General features: G+C 41.2%; 18 protein-coding genes. 12 read left to right on the top strand and 6 right to left on the bottom strand.

Annotated features, from left to right (window positions below; genetic code table 11):
• Positions 1-120 precede the first annotated feature (120 nt).
• The 3 genes from ACSQ6I_RS07835 to ACSQ6I_RS07825 all read left to right on the top strand — a co-directional run bounded on the left by ACSQ6I_RS07835 (position 121) and on the right by ACSQ6I_RS07825 (position 3,840).
• On the top strand, positions 121-930 hold the full coding sequence (locus tag ACSQ6I_RS07835) for a hypothetical protein (RefSeq protein ID WP_438889796.1): 810 nt from the start codon (positions 121-123) through the stop codon (positions 928-930).
• Positions 931-1,006: 76 nt separating this feature from the next.
• The gene (locus ACSQ6I_RS07830) at positions 1,007-2,539 is read left to right on the top strand and encodes an NAD(P)H-hydrate dehydratase (protein ID WP_438889795.1); all 1,533 of its coding nucleotides are present in this window, start codon (positions 1,007-1,009) and stop codon (positions 2,537-2,539) included.
• A gap of 131 nt (positions 2,540-2,670) precedes the next feature.
• Positions 2,671-3,840, top strand: coding sequence for a homocysteine biosynthesis protein (locus tag ACSQ6I_RS07825; protein WP_438889794.1), 1,170 nt, complete (start codon positions 2,671-2,673; stop codon positions 3,838-3,840).
• 89 nt (positions 3,841-3,929) lie between these two features.
• On the opposite strand, the gene ACSQ6I_RS07820 is transcribed toward ACSQ6I_RS07825, so the two are convergent.
• Complete coding sequence (locus ACSQ6I_RS07820; protein ID WP_438889793.1) at positions 3,930-4,967, bottom strand: hypothetical protein; 1,038 nt, start codon at positions 4,965-4,967, stop codon at positions 3,930-3,932.
• 379 nt (positions 4,968-5,346) lie between these two features.
• Between ACSQ6I_RS07820 and ACSQ6I_RS07815 the strand changes: the two genes are divergently transcribed.
• Positions 5,347-6,240 (top strand): tetratricopeptide repeat protein, encoded by an 894-nt coding sequence (locus tag ACSQ6I_RS07815; RefSeq protein ID WP_438889792.1) that lies wholly within the window; start codon positions 5,347-5,349, stop codon positions 6,238-6,240.
• A 61-nt stretch (positions 6,241-6,301) separates the two neighbouring features.
• On the opposite strand, the gene ACSQ6I_RS07810 is transcribed toward ACSQ6I_RS07815, so the two are convergent.
• Positions 6,302-6,925: a TMEM165/GDT1 family protein gene (locus ACSQ6I_RS07810; protein WP_438889791.1), complete on the bottom strand. Its 624-nt coding sequence runs from the start codon at positions 6,923-6,925 to the stop codon at positions 6,302-6,304.
• Positions 6,926-7,746: 821 nt separating this feature from the next.
• On the opposite strand from ACSQ6I_RS07810, the gene ACSQ6I_RS07805 reads away from it, so the two are divergent.
• Both ACSQ6I_RS07805 and ACSQ6I_RS07800 read left to right on the top strand, forming a co-directional pair.
• Positions 7,747-8,046 (top strand): type II toxin-antitoxin system HigB family toxin, encoded by a 300-nt coding sequence (locus ACSQ6I_RS07805; protein ID WP_438889790.1) that lies wholly within the window; start codon positions 7,747-7,749, stop codon positions 8,044-8,046.
• Complete coding sequence (locus ACSQ6I_RS07800) at positions 8,030-8,431, top strand: helix-turn-helix domain-containing protein (RefSeq protein ID WP_438889789.1); 402 nt, start codon at positions 8,030-8,032, stop codon at positions 8,429-8,431. Before ACSQ6I_RS07805 ends, ACSQ6I_RS07800 begins: the two co-directional genes overlap by 17 nt.
• A gap of 359 nt (positions 8,432-8,790) precedes the next feature.
• Here ACSQ6I_RS07800 and miaA read toward each other — a convergent pair whose 3' ends face one another.
• On the bottom strand, positions 8,791-9,681 hold the full coding sequence (miaA, locus tag ACSQ6I_RS07795) for a tRNA (adenosine(37)-N6)-dimethylallyltransferase MiaA (protein WP_438889788.1): 891 nt from the start codon (positions 9,679-9,681) through the stop codon (positions 8,791-8,793).
• A gap of 177 nt (positions 9,682-9,858) precedes the next feature.
• Here miaA and gyrB point away from each other — a divergent pair, with 177 nt between their 5' ends.
• Together gyrB and rpoD are read left to right on the top strand one after the other, a co-directional pair.
• Positions 9,859-11,799: a DNA topoisomerase (ATP-hydrolyzing) subunit B gene (gene gyrB / locus ACSQ6I_RS07790; RefSeq protein WP_438889787.1), complete on the top strand. Its 1,941-nt coding sequence runs from the start codon at positions 9,859-9,861 to the stop codon at positions 11,797-11,799.
• A 1,373-nt stretch (positions 11,800-13,172) separates the two neighbouring features.
• Positions 13,173-14,351 carry an RNA polymerase sigma factor RpoD gene (gene rpoD, locus ACSQ6I_RS07785; RefSeq protein ID WP_015214789.1) on the top strand — a complete coding sequence of 393 codons (1,179 nt, stop codon included), beginning with the start codon at positions 13,173-13,175 and terminating at the stop codon, positions 14,349-14,351.
• Between the two features lie 121 nt (positions 14,352-14,472).
• Here the strand turns inward: rpoD and ACSQ6I_RS07780 are convergent, their stop codons facing one another.
• Complete coding sequence (locus tag ACSQ6I_RS07780) at positions 14,473-14,652, bottom strand: chlorophyll a/b-binding protein (RefSeq protein WP_323309843.1); 180 nt, start codon at positions 14,650-14,652, stop codon at positions 14,473-14,475.
• Positions 14,653-14,884: 232 nt separating this feature from the next.
• Positions 14,885-17,404 (bottom strand): DNA gyrase subunit A, encoded by a 2,520-nt coding sequence (gene gyrA / locus ACSQ6I_RS07775; RefSeq protein ID WP_438889786.1) that lies wholly within the window; start codon positions 17,402-17,404, stop codon positions 14,885-14,887.
• Positions 17,405-17,642: 238 nt separating this feature from the next.
• Between gyrA and ACSQ6I_RS07770 the strand changes: the two genes are divergently transcribed.
• On the top strand, positions 17,643-18,047 hold the full coding sequence (locus ACSQ6I_RS07770) for a response regulator (RefSeq protein ID WP_438889785.1): 405 nt from the start codon (positions 17,643-17,645) through the stop codon (positions 18,045-18,047).
• Positions 18,048-18,544: 497 nt separating this feature from the next.
• On the opposite strand, the gene ACSQ6I_RS07765 is transcribed toward ACSQ6I_RS07770, so the two are convergent.
• A complete protein-coding gene (locus tag ACSQ6I_RS07765) occupies positions 18,545-19,426 on the bottom strand; it encodes a tetratricopeptide repeat protein (protein ID WP_438889784.1) in 882 nt (293 codons plus the stop codon).
• Positions 19,427-20,153: 727 nt separating this feature from the next.
• Here ACSQ6I_RS07765 and ACSQ6I_RS07760 point away from each other — a divergent pair.
• The 3 genes from ACSQ6I_RS07760 (at position 20,154) to ACSQ6I_RS07750 (ending at position 23,861) form a co-directional block, all read left to right on the top strand.
• The gene (locus ACSQ6I_RS07760) at positions 20,154-21,719 is read left to right on the top strand and encodes an efflux RND transporter periplasmic adaptor subunit (protein WP_438889783.1); all 1,566 of its coding nucleotides are present in this window, start codon (positions 20,154-20,156) and stop codon (positions 21,717-21,719) included.
• 90 nt (positions 21,720-21,809) lie between these two features.
• Positions 21,810-23,087, top strand: a complete 1,278-nt coding sequence (locus tag ACSQ6I_RS07755; RefSeq protein ID WP_438889782.1) for an ABC transporter permease — start codon at positions 21,810-21,812, stop codon at positions 23,085-23,087.
• A gap of 102 nt (positions 23,088-23,189) precedes the next feature.
• Positions 23,190-23,861, top strand: coding sequence for an ABC transporter ATP-binding protein (locus ACSQ6I_RS07750; RefSeq protein WP_438889781.1), 672 nt, complete (start codon positions 23,190-23,192; stop codon positions 23,859-23,861).
• The last annotated feature ends 11 nt before the right edge of the window (positions 23,862-23,872 follow it).

Genomic DNA, 23,872 nt, shown 5'->3' with positions numbered 1-23,872 from the left:
CTGAAAAGCCTTGATAGGAAAGCACTTCGGTTTTGATGATATTTAAATTTCCAGAATCGGCAATTGCTTGATTAAAATGGCTGGTAGAAATTTTTATTTTGCGATCGCTAGTTAAAAAATATGCCTACTTTAAAAACAAGTCAATTTACTCCTGTACCCATACTTTCCTTATTAGTGGGTGGATGCTTGGTGCTGACTTACCAATATAGCCCAGCACAGGCCGAAATCCCCAACAATGGTTTTCTAATAGCACAGACAGCATCGCCTTTTGCCGAAATTCTCACTAGTCAGCCATCATTACCGCAGTTACAACCAATGGAACCGGTGGAGTTTTATCAAAATAACCCAAACTCTCAGCCTTCCTCAAATACACAAATTAGTCAATATGGTGAAAATTTTGAGCGGTATTTTGTCTATGTTGATGGTGACAACTCCCAAACATTGCAACGAGTTCGTCAGATTGAGAATAGCGCTTATATTAGACAGTATAATGGGCGTAATATTATTCAAGCTGGTGTTTTTAGCAAACCCTTGAATGCTCAACAGCGCGTCAGAGAACTAGAATTAAACGGTATAAATGGCGCTCGTATTGTTAACTTCTCAAACACGGAGGCAGTTTCCTACTATTCTGGTAGCGAAGTCCCCTATTCTTCTACAGTAAACAATTCTAACACTACTAATCCTAGTGTTAACCGACAACAGTCTAATTTTTACTATGCGATCGTTCCCAGCAACTATAATAATCTGCGTTACCTTAAGGAACAAATTCAGCAGAGAATAGGTAAAAATAGCAGTGTTTTCATGAGAACTCAACCACGAGGAGCGCATATAGCTGTGGGACCTTTTGCAGAACGCTCAGAAGCAGAACAATGGAATAATTATCTGCGAAATTTAGGTTACGGTAATACCAGAGTTTACTATGGAAAATAATTCGTAATTCGTAATTCGTAATTCGTAATTAAAAATCAGGGCTTTTCCTGTTCCCTGTTCCCTATTCCCTGTTCCAATGACTAAAGAACAAGTTATCGTCACTGCTGCCCAAATGCGGGATATTGAAGGGCGGATATTTGCCGCTGGAATGCCTGTGGCAGCTTTAATGGAAAAAGTAGCGAGATTGATTAGCGATCGCTTACAGGCTATTATTCCCCAAGGGCAATGTGTAGGAATTTTAGTCGGTCCTGGTCATAATGGTGGTGATGCTTTAGTTGTAGCTCGTGAATTACATTTCCGTGGTTATCAAGTTTTGATTTATCAGCCTTTTACTAAACTCAAAGAATTAACTTCTCAACATTTTCAATATGCTCAAACTTTGGGAATTCCTTGTTATCAAGAACTTGAAGAATTACCAAGTTGTGATTTTTTAGTTGATGGGTTATTTGGTTTTGGTTTAGAAAGAGAAATTACCGAACCTATCGCTTCTGCAATTAATCATTTTAATGAATGGAATCAGCCAATTTTTAGTATTGATTTACCTTCAGGTTTACATACAGATACAGGTGAGGTTTTAGGAACTGCAATTCGGGCAAATCACACCTTTTGCTTGGGTTTGTGGAAACAAGGTTTGTTGCAAGACCAAGCATTAGCATATATTGGCAAAGCTGAATTAGTAGATTTTGATATTCCCCTAGCAGATATCCATGCTGTTTTGGGAGATGTAATTAAAGTAAAACGCATCACTGCAAAAACGGCACTTGCAACTTTACCTTTACCCCGTCCCCCAGTTACACACAAATATAGAGAAGGACATTTATTATTAATTTGTGGTTCAAGACGTTATGCTGGGGGAGCAATTTTAACTGGTTTGGGTGCGCGTGCTTCTGGTGTAGGGATGTTATCTATTGCTGTACCTGAATCTATTAAACCTTTGTTGGTTTCGCATTTGCCAGAAGCTTTAATTATCGGTTGTCCAGAAACGGAAACGGGTGCGATCGCTCAGTTACAATTGCCAGATAATAACGATTTGAGTTCATTTAGTATAATTGCTTGCGGCCCTGGCTTAACTAAAGATGCCATGCCGATAGTACAACAAGTAATTGCTAGTGAAGTTCCTTTAATTCTCGATGCTGATGCTTTAAATATCTTGGCGCAATTAGGAACCATCCCCACTTTACAACAACGTCAAGCCGCAACCGTACTCACACCCCATACAGGTGAATTTCATCGCTTATTTCCCGATATTCCTTACACCAACAGAGTGAATGCAGTGCAGACATCAGCCGAGCAAACTGGGGCTGTAATCCTCTTGAAAGGGGCAAGAACAGCCATATCTAATCCTCAAGGTGTCGTTTGGATCAATTCTGAAAGTACACCAGCTTTAGCCCGTGGTGGTAGCGGTGATGTCTTGACTGGGTTAATGGGTGGACTATTGGCGCAAGTCACAAATCAACAAACTACTATTGAAGATGTTGTAGCAACTGCGGCTTGGTGGCATTCTCAAGCGGGAATTTTAGCAGCAGCAGAAAGGACAGAATTAGGTGTTGATGCTTTTACTTTGACGCAGTATTTAATCAAAGTTTTGCTTGTTTGGAATCAGCCATAATTTTAGAGATCCGAACTTACGCACCCGGAGGAATAACTGTGGTTGCGATGCGATCGCCCTCCAAGGAATCCCAGAAAAACATATACTGCAATATCAGCCGATAATTAAAATGTCAATCCGCTTGATTAAAAATGCGAACGATTGCGGAAATTAACGAAAAAATCAACCGGAAATGCGCCGTAGTATGGACGGTTGAAGAATTAAAAACACGAGTAGCAGAAATCGGTGTCACCAAAGCTGCTAAAGAAGTTGATGTGATTACCACCGGCACCTTTGAACCAATGGAATCAAGCGGTGCAATTATTAACCTGGGACACACTGACCCACCAATCAAAATTCGGCGTTGCTGGTTAGATGGAGTACCAGCATATTCTGGTTTTGGCGCAGTAGATTTATACTTGGGTGCTAGTTGTAGTGTGGAAACCATTGACGGAGAAGAACTTCGAGAACGTGGTGGTGGTCATGTAATCGAAGATTTAATAGCAGGTAAACCCGTACAAGTAAGAGCATTAGGTCAAGTTACTGATTGTTACCCTAGAGCAACATTTGAAACCAGTGTTACCCGCGACACTATCAATCAGTTTTATTTATTTAATCCGCGCAATCTTTATCAAAATTTCATCGTGGGAGTCAATGGAGGCGATCGCCCACTTCACACTTATTTGGGTCCCCTCCAACCACGTTTAGGGAATGCGGTTTACTCAAACCCTGGTGCAATTTCCCCCCTACTCAATGATCCCGATTTACAACTGGTAGGGATTGGGACAAGAATATTCTTAGGTGGTGGTATTGGTTATGTGGCTTGGGAAGGTACGCAACACTTCCCTTTGCAAAAACGTTTAGCTAATCACACACCCATTGGCCCATCGGCAACCTTAGCCTTAATTGGTGATGCTAAACAAATGGATGCACGTTGGGTGCGGGGCTGTTACTTCAAAAGTTACGGGCCTTCTTTAATGCTGGGAGTAGGTGTACCACTTCCTGTTTTAAATGAAACAGTAATTGAACACTGCGCCGTACTAGATAAAGATTTAGTAGCACCAATAGTAGATTTTTCCATCCCTCGTCGCGTCCGTCCTACCTTTGGTTTAGTGAGTTACGCTCAACTCAAATCTGGAAAAATCACCATTGAGGGTAAAGCGGTACGAGTTGCACCTCTAGCCAGTATGTTTCTCTCACGACAAGTTGCTCTAGAGTTGAAACAGTGGATAGAAGCCGGCACATTTACCCTCACAGAGCCAGTTTCCCCCATACCAATGGATCGTGCTTTTTTACCCCAAGACCGTTGGACTGACTTTTAATAACAAGTGCTGAGTAGTGTAATTACCACTCAGCACTCATCACTCAATACTAATAACTCGGTACTCGGTACTCGGTACTCAGTACTACTCTACTCTTCAATTGGTTTAGCCTTTTTGACTGGCTTAGGAGCAGGGGGTTTTGGTACAGGTTTAGATACCGCTGCGGGATCACCGCCTGTTTTCTTGATAGGACGTGGAGTTTCTCCATTACGTCTGGGAGGGAATGGTCTTCTACCAGGGCCACCACTACCACCACGAGGGCCACTTCTGAATGGTGGTTTGCGTTTTTTGGGTAAATCAGCGATCGCTTCTGCATTGTCAATTACTAATACATCAGCTTCTCGTTTGACTTTGAAATCCCAAAACTTACCCACAGCTTTGGTAGTCAGCACACCCCGTAATTTCAACTTAAAATACTTAGCTTTGTCAGTTGGTTTCCGTGGAGCCTGTTTAATCTTGACGACCAAACTCCTATCGTCAAAAGATTGGAAAACTACTTCACCACGCACGGAAAAATCACCATCAGGAAGTTCTGATGAGGCTTTGAGTGGTTCAGAAATTTCTCCCTTACCAGAAGTAGGGCGGACAGATTTCTTTCCTAAACCATTTTCTGGCCTCTCTAAGACGTGCGAACTCAAATCTTGGCCATCTTCCTCAGAGGAATTTTTGGCCAGATTTTCTGGCTCCCAAACCCCCACAATTTGGATGTGCAGAGAGTCGTTTTCTTGTCGAGTGCGGGGATAAACTACCCACAAATGCTCTTTTTCTAGGTCTAAGTGATTTTTGACTAAACTCATAATCCGACCTAAGAGGACGGCATTGAGTTCTACACCATCAGCAGTTAGCAATGTTCCTTGAGTAAACTGTTCACTGCTGGCATGGTAACAACCTCGGACTAAGCCAATTGCTCGATACTGCATTGGCTCACTAGGAGGTGGAATTGGTTGTAGCCGATTGGCTAAATGCCCATTTCCATCAGTTTCACTAGAGTTAACGGGCGCATGATCAGGTTTTGACGCACTAGCTTCTGCTGTTTGAACATTAGCAGTTGCGTCAATTTTAGTCGGAGCCTCTTTGGAGGCGGTAGAATTGGAAGATTCAGGAGACGGCATCAGGTCGGAATTCATAAAAACTCCTTGCGGCGGAGACACATCCCAATTATGGGATTTTACAAAAGTAGCTGGAAAGAGCGTTTGTATGGCTGATAAAAGTATATTTCCTTTTAATCTAGCCATTCTAGAGCGCCCTGTGCGAACAGAAAGGCGCGAAATTTGGCATTTAGAGACTAAATGTGTAATTTAGCGCCTTTACACTAGTTTCGGAAGCATAGCATAGCTACAATTCTGAATGCTCCTCCTAAAGTCATCACTTACTTTAGCAGTGTAGATAGTTATTTGTTATAAAATTCACAGTCAAATGACCGTATTCCGCAAAGTTTTGGAAAAATTTAACTTTGCGATTTGTGTAAATGTTAATGTCGTTAAAATTCACCAGAAGGAAAATATTGTGTCTCAACCACGTAATCGGTGGATAGTTCAGGTTGTTTTAGTTATAGCAGTTGTAGCTTTTGTTGGGGTTTCCCTTTTACCCATAATTGGAGCCTTGAATGATCCCCAGCAGTCAGGCCAAAATACTACCAGCAATCCTACCAGTTCTCCTTCATCTGACCAAAAGTCACAATTAGCAGATGCAGTTCGGGGTTATGAACTAGTTTTGCAAAAGGAACCAGAAAATCAAACTGCACTAAAAGGGCTTGTAGAAGCACGGCTACAATTGCTCAGTCAAAAAGGCAGAGGTGAAGTTAAACCAGCTGATATTCAAGCGGTAATTGACCCTTTAGAGAAGTTGGCTAAATTGAATCCACAACAGTCAGAGTACGGGGTACTGCTGGCACAAGCAAAGCAGCAAATCGGTGATAAGGAAGGAGCCGCCCAAAGTTATCGCTCAATCTTAGCAACAAAACCAGGTGATCTCAAAGCTTTGCAAGGAATGGTAAATTTGCAAATTAGTGAAAAACGTCCTGAAGCGGCTATTGGCTTGCTACAAGAAACTTTATCTAATGCTACTCAAGCAAATACAATTCAGCCTGGAAGTGTAGATGTGGTTGCTGTACAGGTACTTTTGGGTAGTGTGTATGCTTTCCAGAAAAACGAACCTCAAGCTATTTCTGTATACGACCAAGCAATCAAAAAAGATCCCAAGGATTTTCGTCCTGTGTTGGCTAAGGCTATGTTGCTAAAGGATCAGGGTAAGGTTGATGAAGCAAAACCTTTGTTTGAAGATGCTACTGCTTTAGCACCTGCTCAGTATAAAGATGAAATTAACAAGGCAGCTGCAATACCGACTCCTACTCCGGCTGTTTCTCCTACACCATCACCAGAAACCACACCCAGTCCATGAGGGAGGTGGAGAAGATGAAAGAAAGTATTTATCTTTCTTCTGACTCCTGACTCCTATCACTTCAACTTCCTTCTATGGCGGCAACGATGCCGAAGAGAATAAACAGAAAGCCGCCAATGAAGGTGATTTGTCGTTCAGAAATTTTACCTGCAATTAATTTACCACCGATAACTGCGATCGCTGCACAAATTGCGTGTCCTAATATTGCTCCCGCTGTTACACCAATGGGATTGTTACTGGCTGCTAGGGCTATTGTGGCAAATTGTGTGCGATCGCCCCACTCTGCTATAAATGTCAATACGAAAGACTTCAATAAAATTCTCCAAATGCTTTTTTGCTGAATGTCTAAATGTGCATTTTCTACTGCTTCTTTTGCTTCTTCTATGACTTCTTCTTCAGCTTTAGCAGGCATTTTCCAAGCATCGTAAAGCAGTTTTAAGCCAAAGGCAATAAATAAAACTATTTCCGCATAATGAACATAAATTTTTGAGCCTTGTGTTAAAGCAGACAGCAATTGTCCAAATATCACTGATAAAACAGTCATTGCTGCTAAAGCCGCTGTTACACCAACGAACACCAACCGTCGTGAGTGCTGCATTGATAAAATCACAGCGATAAAAAAGGTTTTATCACCTAATTCGGAAATGGTAATTAGAACTAAACCTGCCGTAAATGCTGTTAACACTCTCTCATGCTCCTGTAGGATTTTTTACCTGTGTGGAGCTTCTAATGAGTGTTTAGTGACCTCACTGAAGCTCACACACTTGTTGGGTGTGAACTCAGTGAAGGTCTCGCTTTCAAATACTTTATTATTCGCCATCTGAACCAGGCTCATCGCCAGTATGTTGATTCAAATGTACTGGCTTTTTATTTCGCGCCAGCAGCTACTCCCCTTCTATTCGATATAAATCATACATTTATGTCGGTTGGGAGTCAAGGGTTTGGGAAATTCAAGAGAAATGAACCGCGAAGACGCGAAGAGCGCGAAGGTAAGAGGGTTTTAGAGAGATTTTGCATAAATCCTATAAATTCAATAATTACCTCTTGACATTTTGCTCTCATTTTGAGAGTATAGATTAAGAGGTATTCCAAAAATGTAAATTTATCGGCTAAGTAGAAGTAAGGAATATACAAGCAAAGTCTACTTTTGAAGACTAGATATCAAGCTAAATATGTAGATCGGAAAAGTTAGTTATGTGTTGTGTATCCTAGACTTTTATTGGTGCGAAATTTTTACATAATTGTAATATTTCTTATAAACCAGATGAGTATTTCAAATGTGTAACCTTTCTTGCAATGTAAAAGTAAGCGTTATACAAGCAAAACCTACTTTTGCTAGATATATATTTAGCTAGATATGTAGCTACCAAAAGTTGATTGTGTTTGTAAAGCTTTGACTTTCACTTGTAGATTAGTTTTGCACAATTGCTATACTTACTGGGTTTTAAAACAAAGGAGCAATTGAAATGAATAATTCCCAACACATCAACAAAAAAATCGAGATATATGCACTTAATTTCTATTCGCCACCTCCGCGAAGATGCATCTAAATATCCCAATATTAAAAAGCCAATTGATGATTGGTTTGTAATTGTCAAGAAAGCAAAATGGCAAAATTTAGATGATGTGCGTAAAATTTACCGAGATGCTGAAGCTGTTAGTAATTTTACTATTTTCAATATCAAAGGTAATGATTACCGTTTAATAGTAGGAATTAATTATGAAGATCAAACAGTATACTACAAATACTTGCTAACCCACGCCGAGTATAGTAAAGACAAATGGAAAAATGACTCTTACTTTTGACAATAATGCTTATAGTCAATTGTTAGCAGAAATCGCTCCTCAAGTAATTGAAACAGAGGCAGAGTATGAACGTCTTTTAAAAGTTGCAGAATTTCTAACTTTTAAAAAAAATCGCACTCCAGAGGAGCGAGTTTTACACAAATTGATTGTCAGACTAATTGAAGATTATGAGGAAGAAAATTATCCAATGGATGAATCTACACCTCATGAAATATTACAACATATCATGGAATCTAGCGGAATTCGTCAAGCTGATTTAGTACGTATTCTTGGTTCTAGCAGCGGTGTGGTTTCTGAAGTTGTAAATGGTAAACGTTCCATTAGTAAAGCGCAAGCTAAAGCATTGGGAGAATATTTTAAGGTTTCTCCTAGTTTGTTTATTTGAAATTTGGTTTTTAAGGATTTACAGGATTTTTATTGGTGGATTATTTGAGAATACCAATATATGATTTGTCTGAATCAGGATATCCAGGATTTCAGGATTTTCAGGATTTCTATTGGTGGACTATTCAATAATCCCAAGATATTAAAGATTTACAATATTTTTATTGATGGATTATTTAATAAGACCAATACTTTATTATTGAAAATCCTGATTCAGACAAAAAGCACATCTTGTAAATCCTTAAATCCTATAAATCCTGATTCAGACAAAAAGAATATCTTGCAAATCCCTAAATCCTAGATATCCTAATTCAGACAAAAAACACATCCTGTAAATCCTCAAATCCTGGATATCCTGATTCAGACAAATTCATTTATTCTTTGCCAAACCTGCTCTAATAAATCAGGATTATCCGCATCAACAGATTCCATATTAGGAGATTGTCTAAACCAAGTACGTTGGCGTTTTGCAAATTGTCTTGTATGTAAAATAATTAATTCTTTGGCTTCATCTAAAGAAATTTCCCCAGCTAAATATTGCTTGATTTCTTGATATCCTAAAGTATTCAATAAAGATAAATCAGCACCATATTTTTGAGATAAATATTCAACTTCAGCAACTAAACCATCTGCGATCATTTGTTCAGTACGTTTGCGAATTCTGATATCTAAACGTTCCGCATCACAATCTAAACAAATTTGTAAAATCGGATATTTGGGTGGATTTTCCCCTTGTTGTTCAGAAATAGGAATTCCTGTAACGTAATATACTTCTAGCGCTCTCAAAGTCCGCACCAAGTCGTTAGCGTGAATTTTTTGGGCTGCGATCGCATCAACTTGTTGCAACATCGGGTAAAGTTGATATTGGCCAAGTGATTCTAATTGCGATCGCAATTCTGGTTGTGGTGCTACTCTGGGAATTTTCATCCCCTGGACAATAGAACGTATATATAATCCAGTTCCACCAACCAGCAACAATGGGGAAACACCCAAATTAGCAATTAAATTTTGTGCTTGTTCCTGATAATCTGCTAATGTCATTGTTTGAGTTGGTTCACAGATATCAACCAGATAATGTGGTACTAACTTCTGTTCCTCTACAGTCGGTTTTGCTGTACCAATGTCAAACTCACGGTATACTTGACGGGAATCGGCACTCAGAATCACTGAAACCAACCGCCGAGCTAAACTTAAAGCCAAACCAGATTTACCCGTTGCGGTAGCGCCACAAATTACAATTAGTTTAGTCATTATTCAGTGATTATTTTTATTTTTAGATTTTTAATTGATAAAGGGTTGCTATCCTTATATAAACTTCTCATTAAATTGCGCTACAGACGGCAGCAAGGCTTTTGTGTTATAATTTTGGGGTGATTTGACTTTTTTGGCCTTTAGGCAAGTTCAACCCCAAGTATCAGGAGAATTTTCATGACGAGCAGTTACAGTGCCGATCAGATTCAAGTTCTGGAAGGTCTGGAAGCCGTCCGCAAACGACCAGGGATGTACATCGGTACTACAGGTCCGCGAGGACTCCATCATTTAGTTTACGAGGTGGTGGACAACTCTGTTGACGAAGCTTTAGCAGGTCACTGCACCCATGTTGAGGTAGATATCAACGCTGATGGTTCCGTGACTGTAACAGATGATGGTCGGGGTATTCCCGTCGATATTCACCCAAAAACCGGGAAATCGGCTTTAGAAACAGTATTAACTGTACTCCACGCTGGAGGTAAGTTTGGCGGTGGTGGCTATAAAGTTTCTGGAGGTTTACACGGGGTTGGGATTTCGGTTGTTAACGCCCTGTCTGAATTTGTGGAAGTTACGGTTTGGCGTGATCACAAGGTACATACCCAGCGATATGAACGGAGTTTCGCCGTTACGGAATTGGTAGCAAAGCCTTACAAAGAAGCCAGAACTGGAACTTCGATCACTTTCAAGCCAGATACGCAAATCTTTACTACCAGCATTGAATTCGATTACATTACTTTATCAGGTCGCTTGCGCGAGTTGGCGTATTTGAATGCTGGTGTGAAAATAATTTTCACCGATCATCGTCTCGAACTCCTTAAAAGCGATACACCAAAGATAGAGGTTTACGAATACAAGGGTGGTATTAAAGAGTATATCGCCTACATGAACCGGGAAAAGCAGCCCTTACATGAAGAAATTATTTATGTACAAGGGGAACGTAATAATGTTCAAGTGGAAGTTTCGTTACAGTGGTGTACTGATGCTTACACAGATAATGTTCTAGGTTTTGCTAATAATATTCGCACTATTGATGGTGGTACGCACTTAGAAGGTTTAAAAGCAGTTCTAACTCGGACGTTAAATGCGATCGCTCGCAAACGGAATAAAATTAAAGAACATGAATCTAATCTCAGTGGTGAACACGTCCGCGAAGGTTTAACCGCAGTCATTTCTGTTAAAGTCCCAGATCCCGAATTTGAAGGACAAACCAAAACTAAACTTGGTAACACCGAAGTTCGCGGTATTGTCGATTCTTTTGTGGGAGAAGTCCTGACAGAGTATTTAGAATTTCACCCCGGTATTGCTGATTCTATTTTAGATAAAGCTATTCAAGCATTTAAAGCCGCAGAAGCAGCCCGTCATGCACGGGAGTTGGTACGGCGGAAATCGGTGCTAGAATCTTCACCACTACCTGGTAAATTAGCAGATTGCAGTAGTCGTGACCCTTCAGAATCGGAAATTTACATCGTGGAAGGCGATTCAGCGGGTGGAAGCGCCAAACAAGGACGCGATCGCCGTACCCAAGCAATCCTGCCCCTACGTGGTAAGATTCTTAACATTGAAAAAACCGACGATGCCAAAATTTATAAAAATAACGAAATTCAAGCCCTAATTACAGCCTTGGGTTTAGGCGTGAAAGGTGATGAATTCGACGCTTCCCAACTGCGTTACCACCGCATAGTCATAATGACCGATGCTGACGTAGATGGAGCGCACATCCGGACATTGTTGTTAACTTTCTTTTATCGGTATCAACGGGCGCTGATTGAAAATGGTTTCATCTACATTGCCTGTCCCCCACTGTATAAATTAGAACGGGGACGTAGTGAGCCAAGATATTGTTATAGCGATCGCGAATTACAACAGCATATCGCCACCTTCCCAGCCAACGCCAACTATAACATCCAACGGTTCAAAGGTCTGGGGGAAATGATGCCCCAACAACTATGGGAAACCACTATGAACCCAGAAAGTCGCACTCTCAAGCAAGTTGAAATTGAAGACGCAGCAGAAGCAGATCGCATCTTCACCATTTTAATGGGTGATAGGGTCGCACCACGACGAGAATTCATTGAAACCTATGGTTCTAAACTTAACCTCACCGATTTAGATATCTAACTGACAATCCAGATCAGCTTGAACATTTGTCATGGGTAATAGGTGCAAACCTATTGCCCATTAATTTTTGACAGTTTTTATAATACAGAGGTCAAGCCGAAAATCCTCTCTATAATTTCCACTTAATTCTTCGCAAAAGCGGACAACTACTAACCAAACACATATTTATTTGCCAATATCGTCATATTAAGGTTATGGTAAAAAATAATGTCTTGCCTGTCTTTGATGAGCTTTTTCATACGCGATCGGTCATCAACTGCATACACCAATAGCGCCTGAAAAAAAAGGATTTATTAGGAGTTGCAGGAATAACAGCATAATTTCCTATTCCCCTTTCTTAAATATTTAGCGGCGATCCTCCGCAGAAGGCACTACTCTGGGCATAAAGCTATTAACAAGTAGTACTCCTGATAGCGCCGCATGGCGTAAGCCATACCCCCATTTTCAAGTCAGACAGATGATCTAGTATTTTCGATGACAAATTATTTCTCGACTGATTAAAATATCTTTGTATACAATAAGAACAGTTTGTCAAGTTGCATAGGGCTGAAATCTCAGCATTGCGCTAATGTGTTAATAAGACCGAAATGAGTAAAATCTAAATTCATCTCTCAATCGGCTTATTCTGCCACAACCTTAACTCCTTAGTCCAGGTTATTGGCATAGCATATAAGGTTCAGTGTTTGGCAACAAACACCACCATTTCAGGAATACGATATCAGTCCAGCTTCGCTCTCTCAAAAAAGTAATTTATGAACGACTTGTCAACATGGGTGCATTAATACTACTAATTTGAGTTCATATGTAACATCCTGTTGCCACAAAACTATTGTTGTGCTTAAAATCTAGAATCTCCCAGGAGCAAGAGTGCCTACCTTTTAATCTAATGAGAATGCCACTGCAAAACCAAAAAGTTTTAGACAAGATTTAATGGTGTGACTACCGTTTTTAATGTCTTTTTGATAAAAGTGGCTTCACCTTGCCCAATGAGTTCATGATTAATACACAAAAAGAGTGCAATTTCTGTGAAACAGGCTACAATCGGAACAGTCTTGACAGGTGAATCTGCCAGCAGTCATATCTATGTATGTCTGAAGTGGTTAATCTCTTGATTAAGGTGCCTCTGGTTTTAGACCAGTCAAACCGAAGTTGTGTACAACGGCGACAGCGATAAATTTTACTTTCCGAAAAGCCAATCACCTAAAAGTGATAGTTGCTACTGAAAGTAAAAACTCCGCCTCCCAAAGAGGCAATACTACCGGAAATATAGGAAAATCACTCAAAACCTATTTTTGGTAAGCAATTAGCTCGATGAAAAGAGCAGTAACCACATCTTGAGTAATTGATTCTGCAAGGAGCATGAGGAACGCGGCATGAACCAGGCTAACAACGTACTCGATAGCATATATCGGCCTGACCTAGAAATGATAAATCCGCCTGAGATCGAAGAAGAACTCTTATTGATAGAGGATGAAGAAGAGGACTTACTCATTACCGATGACGGCGAAATTGATGATTTTTTAGAGCCTCAGTCTGATGAGGACGACGCAAAGTCTGGAAAAGCCGCTAAATCGCGTCGTCGGACACCCACAGCTAAGAAAAAGCACTACACCGAAGATTCGATTCGCCTTTACCTGCAAGAGATCGGTCGTATTCGTCTATTACGAGCAGACGAAGAAATTGAACTAGCACGGAAAATCGCGGATCTCCTAGAATTGGAAAGAGTGCGCGATCGCTTACAAGATCAGCTAGAGCGTGAACCGCAATTTAAAGAATGGGCTGAAGCCGTAGAATTACCTCTACCAACTTTCCGTTATCGACTACACGTTGGTCGCAGGGCTAAAGACAAAATGGTGCAATCAAACTTGCGCCTTGTCGTCTCAATCGCCAAAAAGTACATGAATCGTGGCTTGTCTTTCCAAGACTTGATTCAGGAAGGTAGTCTTGGTTTGATTCGCGCAGCAGAAAAGTTCGACCACGAAAAAGGTTATAAGTTTTCTACCTACGCTACATGGTGGATTCGTCAGGCAATTACTAGAGCGATCGCTGATCAATCTCGAACTATCCGTCTACCGGTTCATCTCTACGAAACCATATCACGGATCAAGAAAACAACCAAGCTACTATCTCAAGAAATGGGTCGCAAACCCACCGAAGAAGAAATTGCAACTCGCATGGAAATGACCATCGAGAAACTGCGGTTTATCGCCAAATCAGCCCAGTTACCAATTTCTTTAGAAACGCCTATTGGGAAAGAAGAAGACTCTCGACTAGGAGACTTTATTGAATCTGACGGAGAAACACCAGAAGATCAAGTTTCTAAAAATCTTCTACGTGAAGACTTAGAAAAAGTCCTCGACAGTCTCAGCCCCCGTGAACGCGATGTTTTGAGACTCCGTTACGGCTTGGATGACGGACGGATGAAAACCCTGGAAGAAATCGGCCAGATTTTCAACGTTACCCGCGAACGAATTCGCCAAATTGAAGCGAAGGCACTCCGCAAGTTACGTCATCCCAACCGTAACAGCGTTCTCAAAGAATATATTCGGTAGTCCTTAGTCATTGGCTTTTTGACTGAAGACAAATAACCAAGAACGCAAAAAATAAATAGCCTGGTAGTTTTAATTAACTACCAGGTTTTTTAATTTTACAAATAATTTTGAATCTCAAGGCTTACAGAATACCCCAAAAGTGCAGAAAACCTTGACCAGAGAAAAGTTCAATTAAAGCGGCTGATAAAAAGCCAATCATTGCCAAGCGACCATTCCAAATTTCTGCTTGTGGGGTAAATCCCCAGCGCCAACCGTTGCGGTCTTCAGGTATAGAAGTAATAGTTTTTGTTGCGTTAGTCATGGTTCGCACTCCAAGCTGGATTTACTAAGCTTTATTGCCTTATGTAAACTAATATAACAAATATTTTCAATAATGCAAGGTTACTTTATGTTTTGATAGAGATTTATAAATTTAAGTTTACAAATCTCATAAATCAGCCAATTAACTCAAACATCAAGCTGGGCAGGCAAAATACCTACCCCACAAGGGTTGTATGAAATTACGATCTGCAAATTAGATGCGTTTTAGTTTTTTATAGCCCCACTTCAACAAGAGTAATAATTTTCTCGTCACGGTTAAGTTGCAAGACACTCTCACCTTTAGCATCTCTATCTAAGATTGGTACTGTGTCTATAGGAATTCGCACCACTCGCTCTTTATTGGTAACTAGCGCCACTTCTACACCTGGGGTAGCGCGTACCATACCAGCTAGGTTGTCTGTTTTGTTGTGGAATTTCAGCATTTGGATACCCAAATCGCCACGATTAGCAGCCCTTAAGTTACTTGCAGGCATTCGCTTGGCGTATCCTTCCTGAGTAACCAGGAATAAATGGTCATCTTTGCTAACAGTGACACAACCAACCATTTGCTGATTTTTTACCAGGCGAAATGCTTGTAAACCCATAGCTGCACGACCCATTACAGGTAATTGTTCATCATTAACCGCAAATCGTAATAAGCGACCACCTGAACTAGCTAAAATCAGATGTTGGCCTGTAGTAGTGAATTGGGTAAAAGACAATTCATCATCATCTTTGAGTTTCAAAATCGTAATTCCGCGCCGACCTAGATTGATGAATTCTTCCATAGACAGACGCTTAATTCGCCCTTGTTTAGTCAAAAGAACGATTTGAGTAGTGTCGGGTGTTTCTGGTAATACAAAGCGGCTAACAACACCCTCTAGGTTGCCTTGGGCCGTACTGGTGAGCATAGTGATTAATGGAGTTCCCCGTGGAGAACGTCCAGTTGTGGCAGGAATTTCTCCCACCTTCACCGGGTAGACTTTGCCCCCAGTATTGAGAATCAATAAATCTTTCTCAGTATCAGTGGACTCGGTTTGAATAATAAAATCGTGTTCATGCAAACCGTTTTCTGTTTTCGGTTTTTTACCTGTTGGGGAAAGACGACGCACATAACCCCGCTGGGTAAATTCTAGAATTGCTGGTTCTGCCGGCTGTTCCGATTTTGGATTTTGGATTTTGGATTTTGGATTTTCCTCTTCTGTGGTCAATTGTTGGCTAATGCCTTGATCTGGTTTAACGGCTATTTCGCTGGTGAATATTAACTTGGTACGTCGGGAATCGCTGTATTTGCGTTTGAGACTTCGCAAATCTTTTTTCAGGACTTTCAGTAATTCCCGTCTATCGTCAAGTAATTTTCGCAATGAGGTAATTTGCTCGTTGAGTTGGTCAAATTCCTGTTGCAAATTTTGCTGTTCTAAACTGGTGAGACGGCGTAATGGCATGGCCAGAATGGCATCAGCTTGGACTTCGCTCAAATCCAGACGGCTACAAAGGTTCATTTTGGCTGTACTACCATCAGCAGCTTGCCGTAAAATGGCAATCACCTCATCTAGGTTAGACAGAGCTTTACGTAAACCTGCGACCAGATTGATCCGGTTTTCGGCTTTGCTTAACTCATAACTGTAGCGACGGTTAAGGGTATGTTCTCGGAAACTCAAAAATTCCTGCAACATTTGGCGCAAGCTTAACTGGCGTGGTTGTCCATCCACGATCGCTAACAGAATCGCCCCAAAGGTGGTTTGTAAGGCGGTTTGGTGATACAAGTGCTGAAGAACTTCTTGGGGGTTGGTATCGCGTTTGAGTTCAATTACTACTCGCATTCCTTCGCGATCGCTCTCATCCCGCAAATCAGAAATCCCGTGTAAGCGTCCTTGATTGACCAAATCTGCTACTTTCTCGATCCAGCCTGCCTTATTTACCTGATAAGGCAATTCTGTAATAATAATTGCCGTCCGCCGCTTACTGCCCCTAGTAGCCGGAATTTCCTCTAATGTGGCCACACCACGCAGCAAAATCCCACCTTTACCTGCGGTGTATGCTTCTCTAATTCCTGAATTACCAACAATTTCTCCACCAGTAGGAAAATCTGGGCCGGGAATGATGTCAAATAACTTTTCATCTGTCAAATCTGGGTTGTCAATTAAAGCTATCAACCCATCAACTATTTCCCCTAAGTTGTGAGGTGGGATATTCGTCGCCATTCCCACCGCAATACCTGAACAACCATTGAGCAATAAAAACGGTAACTGAGCAGGTAATACAGTGGGTTCTTGCTGAGAATTATCGAAGTTGCCAATAAAATCTACAGTTTCTTCGCCAATTTCCGTCAGCATTCCCTCATGACCAATGGATGCCAGGCGCGTTTCTGTATAACGCATCGCTGCGGGTGGGTCATTATCGACGCTTCCAAAATTACCATGCCCTCCCAGTAAGGGATAGCGGCTGGAAAAATCCTGCACTAACCTCACTAAGGCATCGTAAACCGCTTGATCACCGTGGGGATGGTACTTACCTAGTACATCTCCAACTACACGGGCGCATTTCCGGTAAGGTCTATCTGGTGTTAAACCGAGTTCGTGCATCGCATACAAAATTCGCCGATGCACTGGCTTTAAGCCATCACGCACATCCGGTAACGCTCGCCCGACTATCACACTCATGGCATATTCTAGGTAAGACCGTTGCATCTCGGTGTGCAGGGCTGTTGTGATGACCTGTCCTGTTGAGAGCAGGTTTAACTGTTTTGCCATGAAGCTCTTTTCCCTGAATTTTAACTACACAAAAGTCACTGAAACTTAACACTGTAGAAACCACAGAAACCACAGCATAACGGATGAAATAGGATTTTTAACACTGGCTTGATCCTCATAGGATAAAAAGCAGTAGTATTATCCTTGATGTTGGGGATACACATTGATTATTAAAAAGGTGGTAGACCACTGTTTTGATCAAGTGGTCAAACCTCTTACCCTTATAAGTTAAATTCTCATGAAAACTGTTTTAATTGTCGAAGATGATTTGATTAATGCTCGAGTTTTTTCCAAGATTTTGACCAAACGTGGTGGTTTGGGTGTAAAACACACGGAAGATGTGGAAGAAGTAATGAAAATTGCCCAAGCTGGAGAAGCTGATTTGATTTTAATGGATGTTTCTCTATCACGTAGTATGTATCAAGGTAAGTCTGTTGATGGTATCAAAATTACGCAAATGTTAAAAGCCGATCCAAAAACGACTAATTTACCTGTAATTTTAGTGACAGCACACGCCATGGAAGGCGATCGCGAAAACTTTCTCAAACAAAGCGGTGCTGATGGCTATATTTCTAAACCTGTTGTTGACCATCAACAGTTTGTTGATCAGATCATGGCACTTCTACCCAAAACAGAGGCTTGAGAATTGATGGCTGAAGTTATCAAGGTTTACCCATAAATTAAATAATTTGATTTTGGGCTACTTTCACATAGCAGGAAACAGTGAGCAAGGGACAGGGAAATCTTAACAGGCGTGAAAGTCTGTTAGTCTCCAGATGTTGTGATAGCTGCATTCGCCGTTGGCGAAGCCTCCCCTAGAGAAGGATCGCAGCTATCGCCGTAAGTCCTGCCGACAGACTAGGCCTTTTTGGTATCGCACCAGAAGGCATCGGTTTTCTGTTTATTGCTACCTGGCAACTGCCGCACTTATATAGAATATATGTACTATAAATGGGTAAAGGTCAGCAACTATTAACCTGAATTATTATTTATTGATTCTGAAGGAAGGTCAGAGATAGGGAGATGGAGAGAGTCTTTAGATAACTCCACAAAATAAATTATCTAATTTCACAGAATCAAAACGACTTTTTCTGCTCCCTGCTCCCTGCTCCCTGCCCCCTGCCCCCTGCCCCCTACCTCCTACTGTCCAGGTTGTTGTTCGGTTGCTGGTGTTTCTTGGGGTTCTAGGGCTGATTGCATCTGGGGTAATTCTAAGAATTTTTTCGTATCTAGCAGCAGACGCGTACCCCAGAGATTTTGCTTGAGAAAATCTAAATCAGCATAACGTTGATCTATGCGGATTGCTGCTTCTCCCATAGATACTCCCTGTTGAGTATCACCTTTATTATAAAATGCTACAGCTAAAGCTAATAAAGGTTCTGCGGCTTGCTTATCAATAGCAACAGCTTCTTGCCATTGTTTAATTGCCCCTTGAACATCACCTTGTTCGTATTTGATTAAGCCGATGTTGTTAATTGCCGGCCAGAATTTTTTATCTTGAGAGACAGCTTGATTGAATTGAGCGATCGCATCGGGTAAACGACCTAACATATAGTAAGCATTACCCAAATCGAACAAACCTTCTGGATCATTGGGTTTTAACTGCAAACCTGTTTGGTAATTGACAACAGATGCTTGATAATTTTGTTTCTGAAAATTAGCTGAACCCAAAGCAAAGAGAATATCCGCATTTTTGGGATTAAGCGTTTGAGCTTTTTGTAACGCCGCGATCGCTGCATCAAACTCTTTAGTTTGCAAATGCAAACCACCTAAGAGCAACCATACTTTATCATTTCCAGGAGCTAATTGAGTAGCTAACCTCGCTCGTGGCAAAGCCAAATCAATTTGCTGAAACTGTGCTAATTGAGCTGCTTCTTGAGCCAAACTCAAACCCTGGGTCTCCAACTTAGTTGTATCAAGTTGTACTGTATGAGGTATTAGTGCCTGTGCGTGAACTGCTTTTGGCATACTCCACAAACTACAGACAAACAAAAGAAAAATCAAACGAATGTGTTTTGGCACACTACCGCCTCTAAACCACAAATCAAAGAATCTCTCAAATAGCTTAAACGATATCTGCTCTAGAAAAAAGGTAAATTTTACCGAAACAGTATTGAGTACCGAGTATTGAGTACCGAGTACTGAGTGATTATGTTCTCAATTTTGAGATTTTAGTGGTTAATGAAATGAGCAAAGTTTAAGAGATCAAAAGATTTCAGGTTCTTCGGTTCTTTTTATGGAAAACCTGGTTCAAAACCATTGAAAGCTTTATTGTGTGGGCATTTCATTGAAAATATGGGCATAATTGTTTATAATCCTTGCCCCGTAAGGGTTTTGTTATAATCAATCCTCAATCACCATAAAAAGAACGCAAGAGCCAGATTTGAGTGGTTGGAAAAATGCGAAAATGCTGACCAAAGGTAGTTATCCAATTACTCAATACTCAATACTCAGTACTCGTTACTCAATACTCGGTACTGTTTTGGTGACTTTGGTCATCCATAACTTTGCCCTTACTAGTGACTTTGGTCATATAGGATATATGGGCTACTTGTTCGATAATTACTTACATAAGATGAGTTTGTTAAACAGTAAAAGTTGCGCCGCAGGCATAGCACAAAGCAAAAATTCATAAAAAAATAGCAACCTGAAAATAAAGTGGATACTTTCTCAGTAAAGTGCTACCAGGCTAGAGTTCCAGCCATTCAGAACCAGCATAGTAGCCGTTTCTTTTATACATAAAGTGAAAATGGCAATTGATACATCAAACTCTGTAGATTCATCTCTATCAGTACCCGAAGTCAAGCAGAAAAAAAAAGGTGGAAATCATTGGTTGCCTTGGGTAATCGTCCTTGGACTGATGGGTGGAGTTAGCTACCTAGCTTATCTCCAACTCATAGTTCTTCCCAGTCAACAAGCACAACGTCGTGTAGTCACCCGGCCTGTACAAAGGCGGAGTTTATCAATCACAGTTGCCGCAAATGGAACGGTGAAGCCTGAAAGATCAATCAACCTCAGCCCTAAAAACTCAGGCATCCTGAAAAAACTATTGGTGAAAGAAGGAGATTTGGTCGAAACAGGCCAGATTGTGGCTTACATGGATGATTCCAACCTGCAAGGGCAACTCACCTCTGCTAGAGGACAAATAGCACAAGCTGAGGCTAATCTACAAAAATTGATTGCAGGTAATCGTCCCCAAGATATTGCTCAATCACAGGCACAACTGGAAGAGTCCTTGGCAAATTTGCGAAAGGTAGAAGCAGGTAATCGTTCCCAAGATATTGCCCAAGCGGAGGCACGCTTAAAAAGCGCCCAAGCTAATTTCAGTAAAGCAGAAGATGATTTCCGACGGAATCAGCAACTTTTCAATTCAGGAGGAATTTCCCTGCAAACTGTTAACCAAAAATTAGCAGATCGTGATAGCGCCCAGGCTCAGGTGAATGAAGCCCAACAAGCACTAGCATTGCAAAAAGCAGGATCGCGTCCAGAAGATATTCAACAAGCACGGGCTGTAGTCCAACAGAGACAGCAATCTTTATCACTTCTCAAAGCAGGAACGCGCCGGGAAGATATTGACCAAGCGCAAGCCCAAATGATGTCTGCCCGTGGCTCCTTACAAAACGTCCAAGCCCAAATTAATGACACTATAATTCGCGCTCCCTTTGATGGGGTGGTAACGAAAAAGTATGCTGATCCTGGCGCTTTTGTGACTCCCACAACTGCTAGTAGTGCCGTATCTTCTGCTACTTCTTCTTCTATCTTGTCTCTAGCTTCTACGAATGAAGTTGTCTCCAATTTAGCTGAAACGAATATTTCCAAAATCCGCATTGGTCAAGAAGTCACAATTAAGGCAGATGCTTACCCAGGAAAAACCTTTATAGGTAAAGTTAGTCAAATTGCAGCCCAAGCTATAGTTGAGCAAAATGTTACCAGTTTTGAAGTCAGAGTAGCACTTTCAGACCCTGAAAGGCTGCTGCGTTCGGGGATGAATGTGGCAGCTGATTTTCAAGTCGGTAAATTGGAAGATGTCCTGGTAGTGCCAACAGCTTCGGTAGTGCGCCAACAACGTGCAACAGGTGTGTATGTAGCAGGGGAGGATGGCAAACCTGCTTTCACTCGCATTGAGACTGGTGTGACTGTGAATAACTTTACTGAAGTCAAGTCTGGATTGACAGGAGACGAGAGAGTACTGCTCAGTTTCCCACCAGGGTCACGACCACAATCAACACCACGAGGAGGAGTATTTCCTGGTTTAGGAGGCGGTGAAGGCGGTGGCGGTGGTGGACGAGGTGGCGGTCGTCGCGGTGGTTCTTAGCAGCAGTTAGCAGCTAATCTCTAAAGAAACCCACTCCTGTTGGATGGTTTTTCAATTCAATACTCACTACTCAGTACTCACTACTCGGTTATGGCTAAAGCTTATTATGCAAACAAAGCTAAGAACACCCGCACAGTTCCATTGCTAGAAATATTGTTCATGGCGGTAGAGACGCTGTGGAGTAACAAATTACGCACAGGATTAACAATGCTGGGGGTAATTATTGGGATTTCTTCAGTTATTGCCATTACCTCTGTTGGTCAGGGGGTGCAAAAGAGTGTTGAGCAACAGATTCAAGCCTTGGGTACAGATGTGCTACAAATTTTAGCTGGTGCGGCCAGAAGCGGGAATGTGCGACAAGGAGTAGGTTCTAGCAGCACGTTGACTTGGGAAGATGCTAAAGCGATCGCCACACAAGCACCATCAGCTGAACTTGTTTCTGCTTATCTACAGCGGAATGTACAAGTTGTTTATGAGGGACAGAATACCTCAACAACAGTTATAGGTACAGATTTAAACTACCCAGAAGTCAGAAATACCCGCCCCCAACAGGGGAGATATTTTACCCAAGAAGAACTAGATATTGCTGCACAGTTTGCCATTATTGGACCGACAGTCCAAAGAACATTGTTTACTCAAAGTAGTAATGTCATCGGTGAAAGAATTCGGATTCAGGGAGAGGCTTATGAAGTGATTGGGGTGATGGAACCTAAAGGTTCTCAGGGTCCAACAGACCGAGATGACCAAATTTTCATCCCTCTGACTAGTATGTCAAAAAGACTAGTTGGTAACAATGCTTTAGTAGGCGTTTCTGTCAATGGAATTTTAGTCAAATCTGCTAATCAAGAACAGTTAGAAGCTGCACAATTTCAAGTTACCAATCTTTTACGTCTGCGTCATAATATCTATCCACCGCAAGCCGATGATTTCCGACTCACCAATCAAGCTGATATCGTTAATACCTTCACTAGTGTTGTGGGTTTATTTACAGTCATGATAGTAGCGATCGCAGGAATTTCTTTAGTTGTGGGTGGAATTGGTATTGCTAATATTATGTTAGTTTCTGTTGTCGAACGAACGCGAGAAATTGGCATTAGAAAAGCAGTTGGAGCAACTAATTCAGCCATCCTTAATCAATTTTTAGCTGAAGCCATTGTCATTTCCATTGCTGGTGGCAGTATCGGTATTGGCGGTGGAATTATCATCGCTTTTGCAGCAGCAACTACTTTTAAATTTCCATTTGTAATTTCTTTTTTATCAATCATCGTCGGGTTTGCACTCTCACTTAGTGTTGGCTTAGTCGCTGGTGTAATTCCCGCACGAAATGCTGCTAAATTAGATCCAATTAATGCTTTAAGAAGCGATTAAATAAAGATTCGGCGTTGCTAAGTGAAAATATTTATTTCACGCAGAGACGCAGAGGCTCAGAGAGGAAGATTTTGAGAGATATAATTTTTAATTACTACTATTATGACTACGATGATTTGGCTTGAATCTATTACCAAAACCTACCATTTAGGAGAAGTTGATGTTCCTATACTTAAAGGAATTGAGTTGTCTATTGAAGAAGGTGAATATGTCTCTATTATGGGTGCGTCAGGTTCGGGCAAATCAACACTTATGAATATTTTAGGATGTTTAGATCGTCCCACTGGAGGAAATTATATTTTTGAAGGTAGAAATCTAACTACTTTTGATGATGATGAATTGGCATATATTCGCAACCAAAGAATAGGTTTTGTGTTCCAACAGTTTAACCTTTTGGCACGTTCAACAGCTTTAGAAAATGTGATGTTACCAATGGTTTACGCCAATTTACCTAAGCAAAAACGCCGCCAAAGGGCTTTGGCCGCTCTAGAAAAGGTGGGATTAGGCGATCGCATTGCCAACCGTCCCAGTCAACTTTCAGGAGGTCAACAACAACGAGTTGCGATCGCACGCGCTTTGGTTAACAAACCTGCTTTAGTTCTAGCAGATGAACCCACAGGAGCTTTAGATACTGAGACTTCCTATGAGGTGATGAATTTGCTCACAGAACTTAATCAGCAAGGAATTACAATTGTGATTGTTACTCACGAACCAGATATCGCTGCTCAAACGCAAAGAATTATCCGAGTTCAAGATGGTTTAATTGTTAGTTAATTCTGAAATAT

Origin of the sequence: Anabaena sp. WFMT, from assembly GCF_051781005.1 — a bacterium.
Taxonomy (GTDB): Bacteria; Cyanobacteriota; Cyanobacteriia; order Cyanobacteriales; family Nostocaceae; genus Anabaena.
The sequence above is the reverse complement of the archived record's forward strand: the minus strand, read 5'-3'. Positions and strand labels throughout refer to the sequence as shown.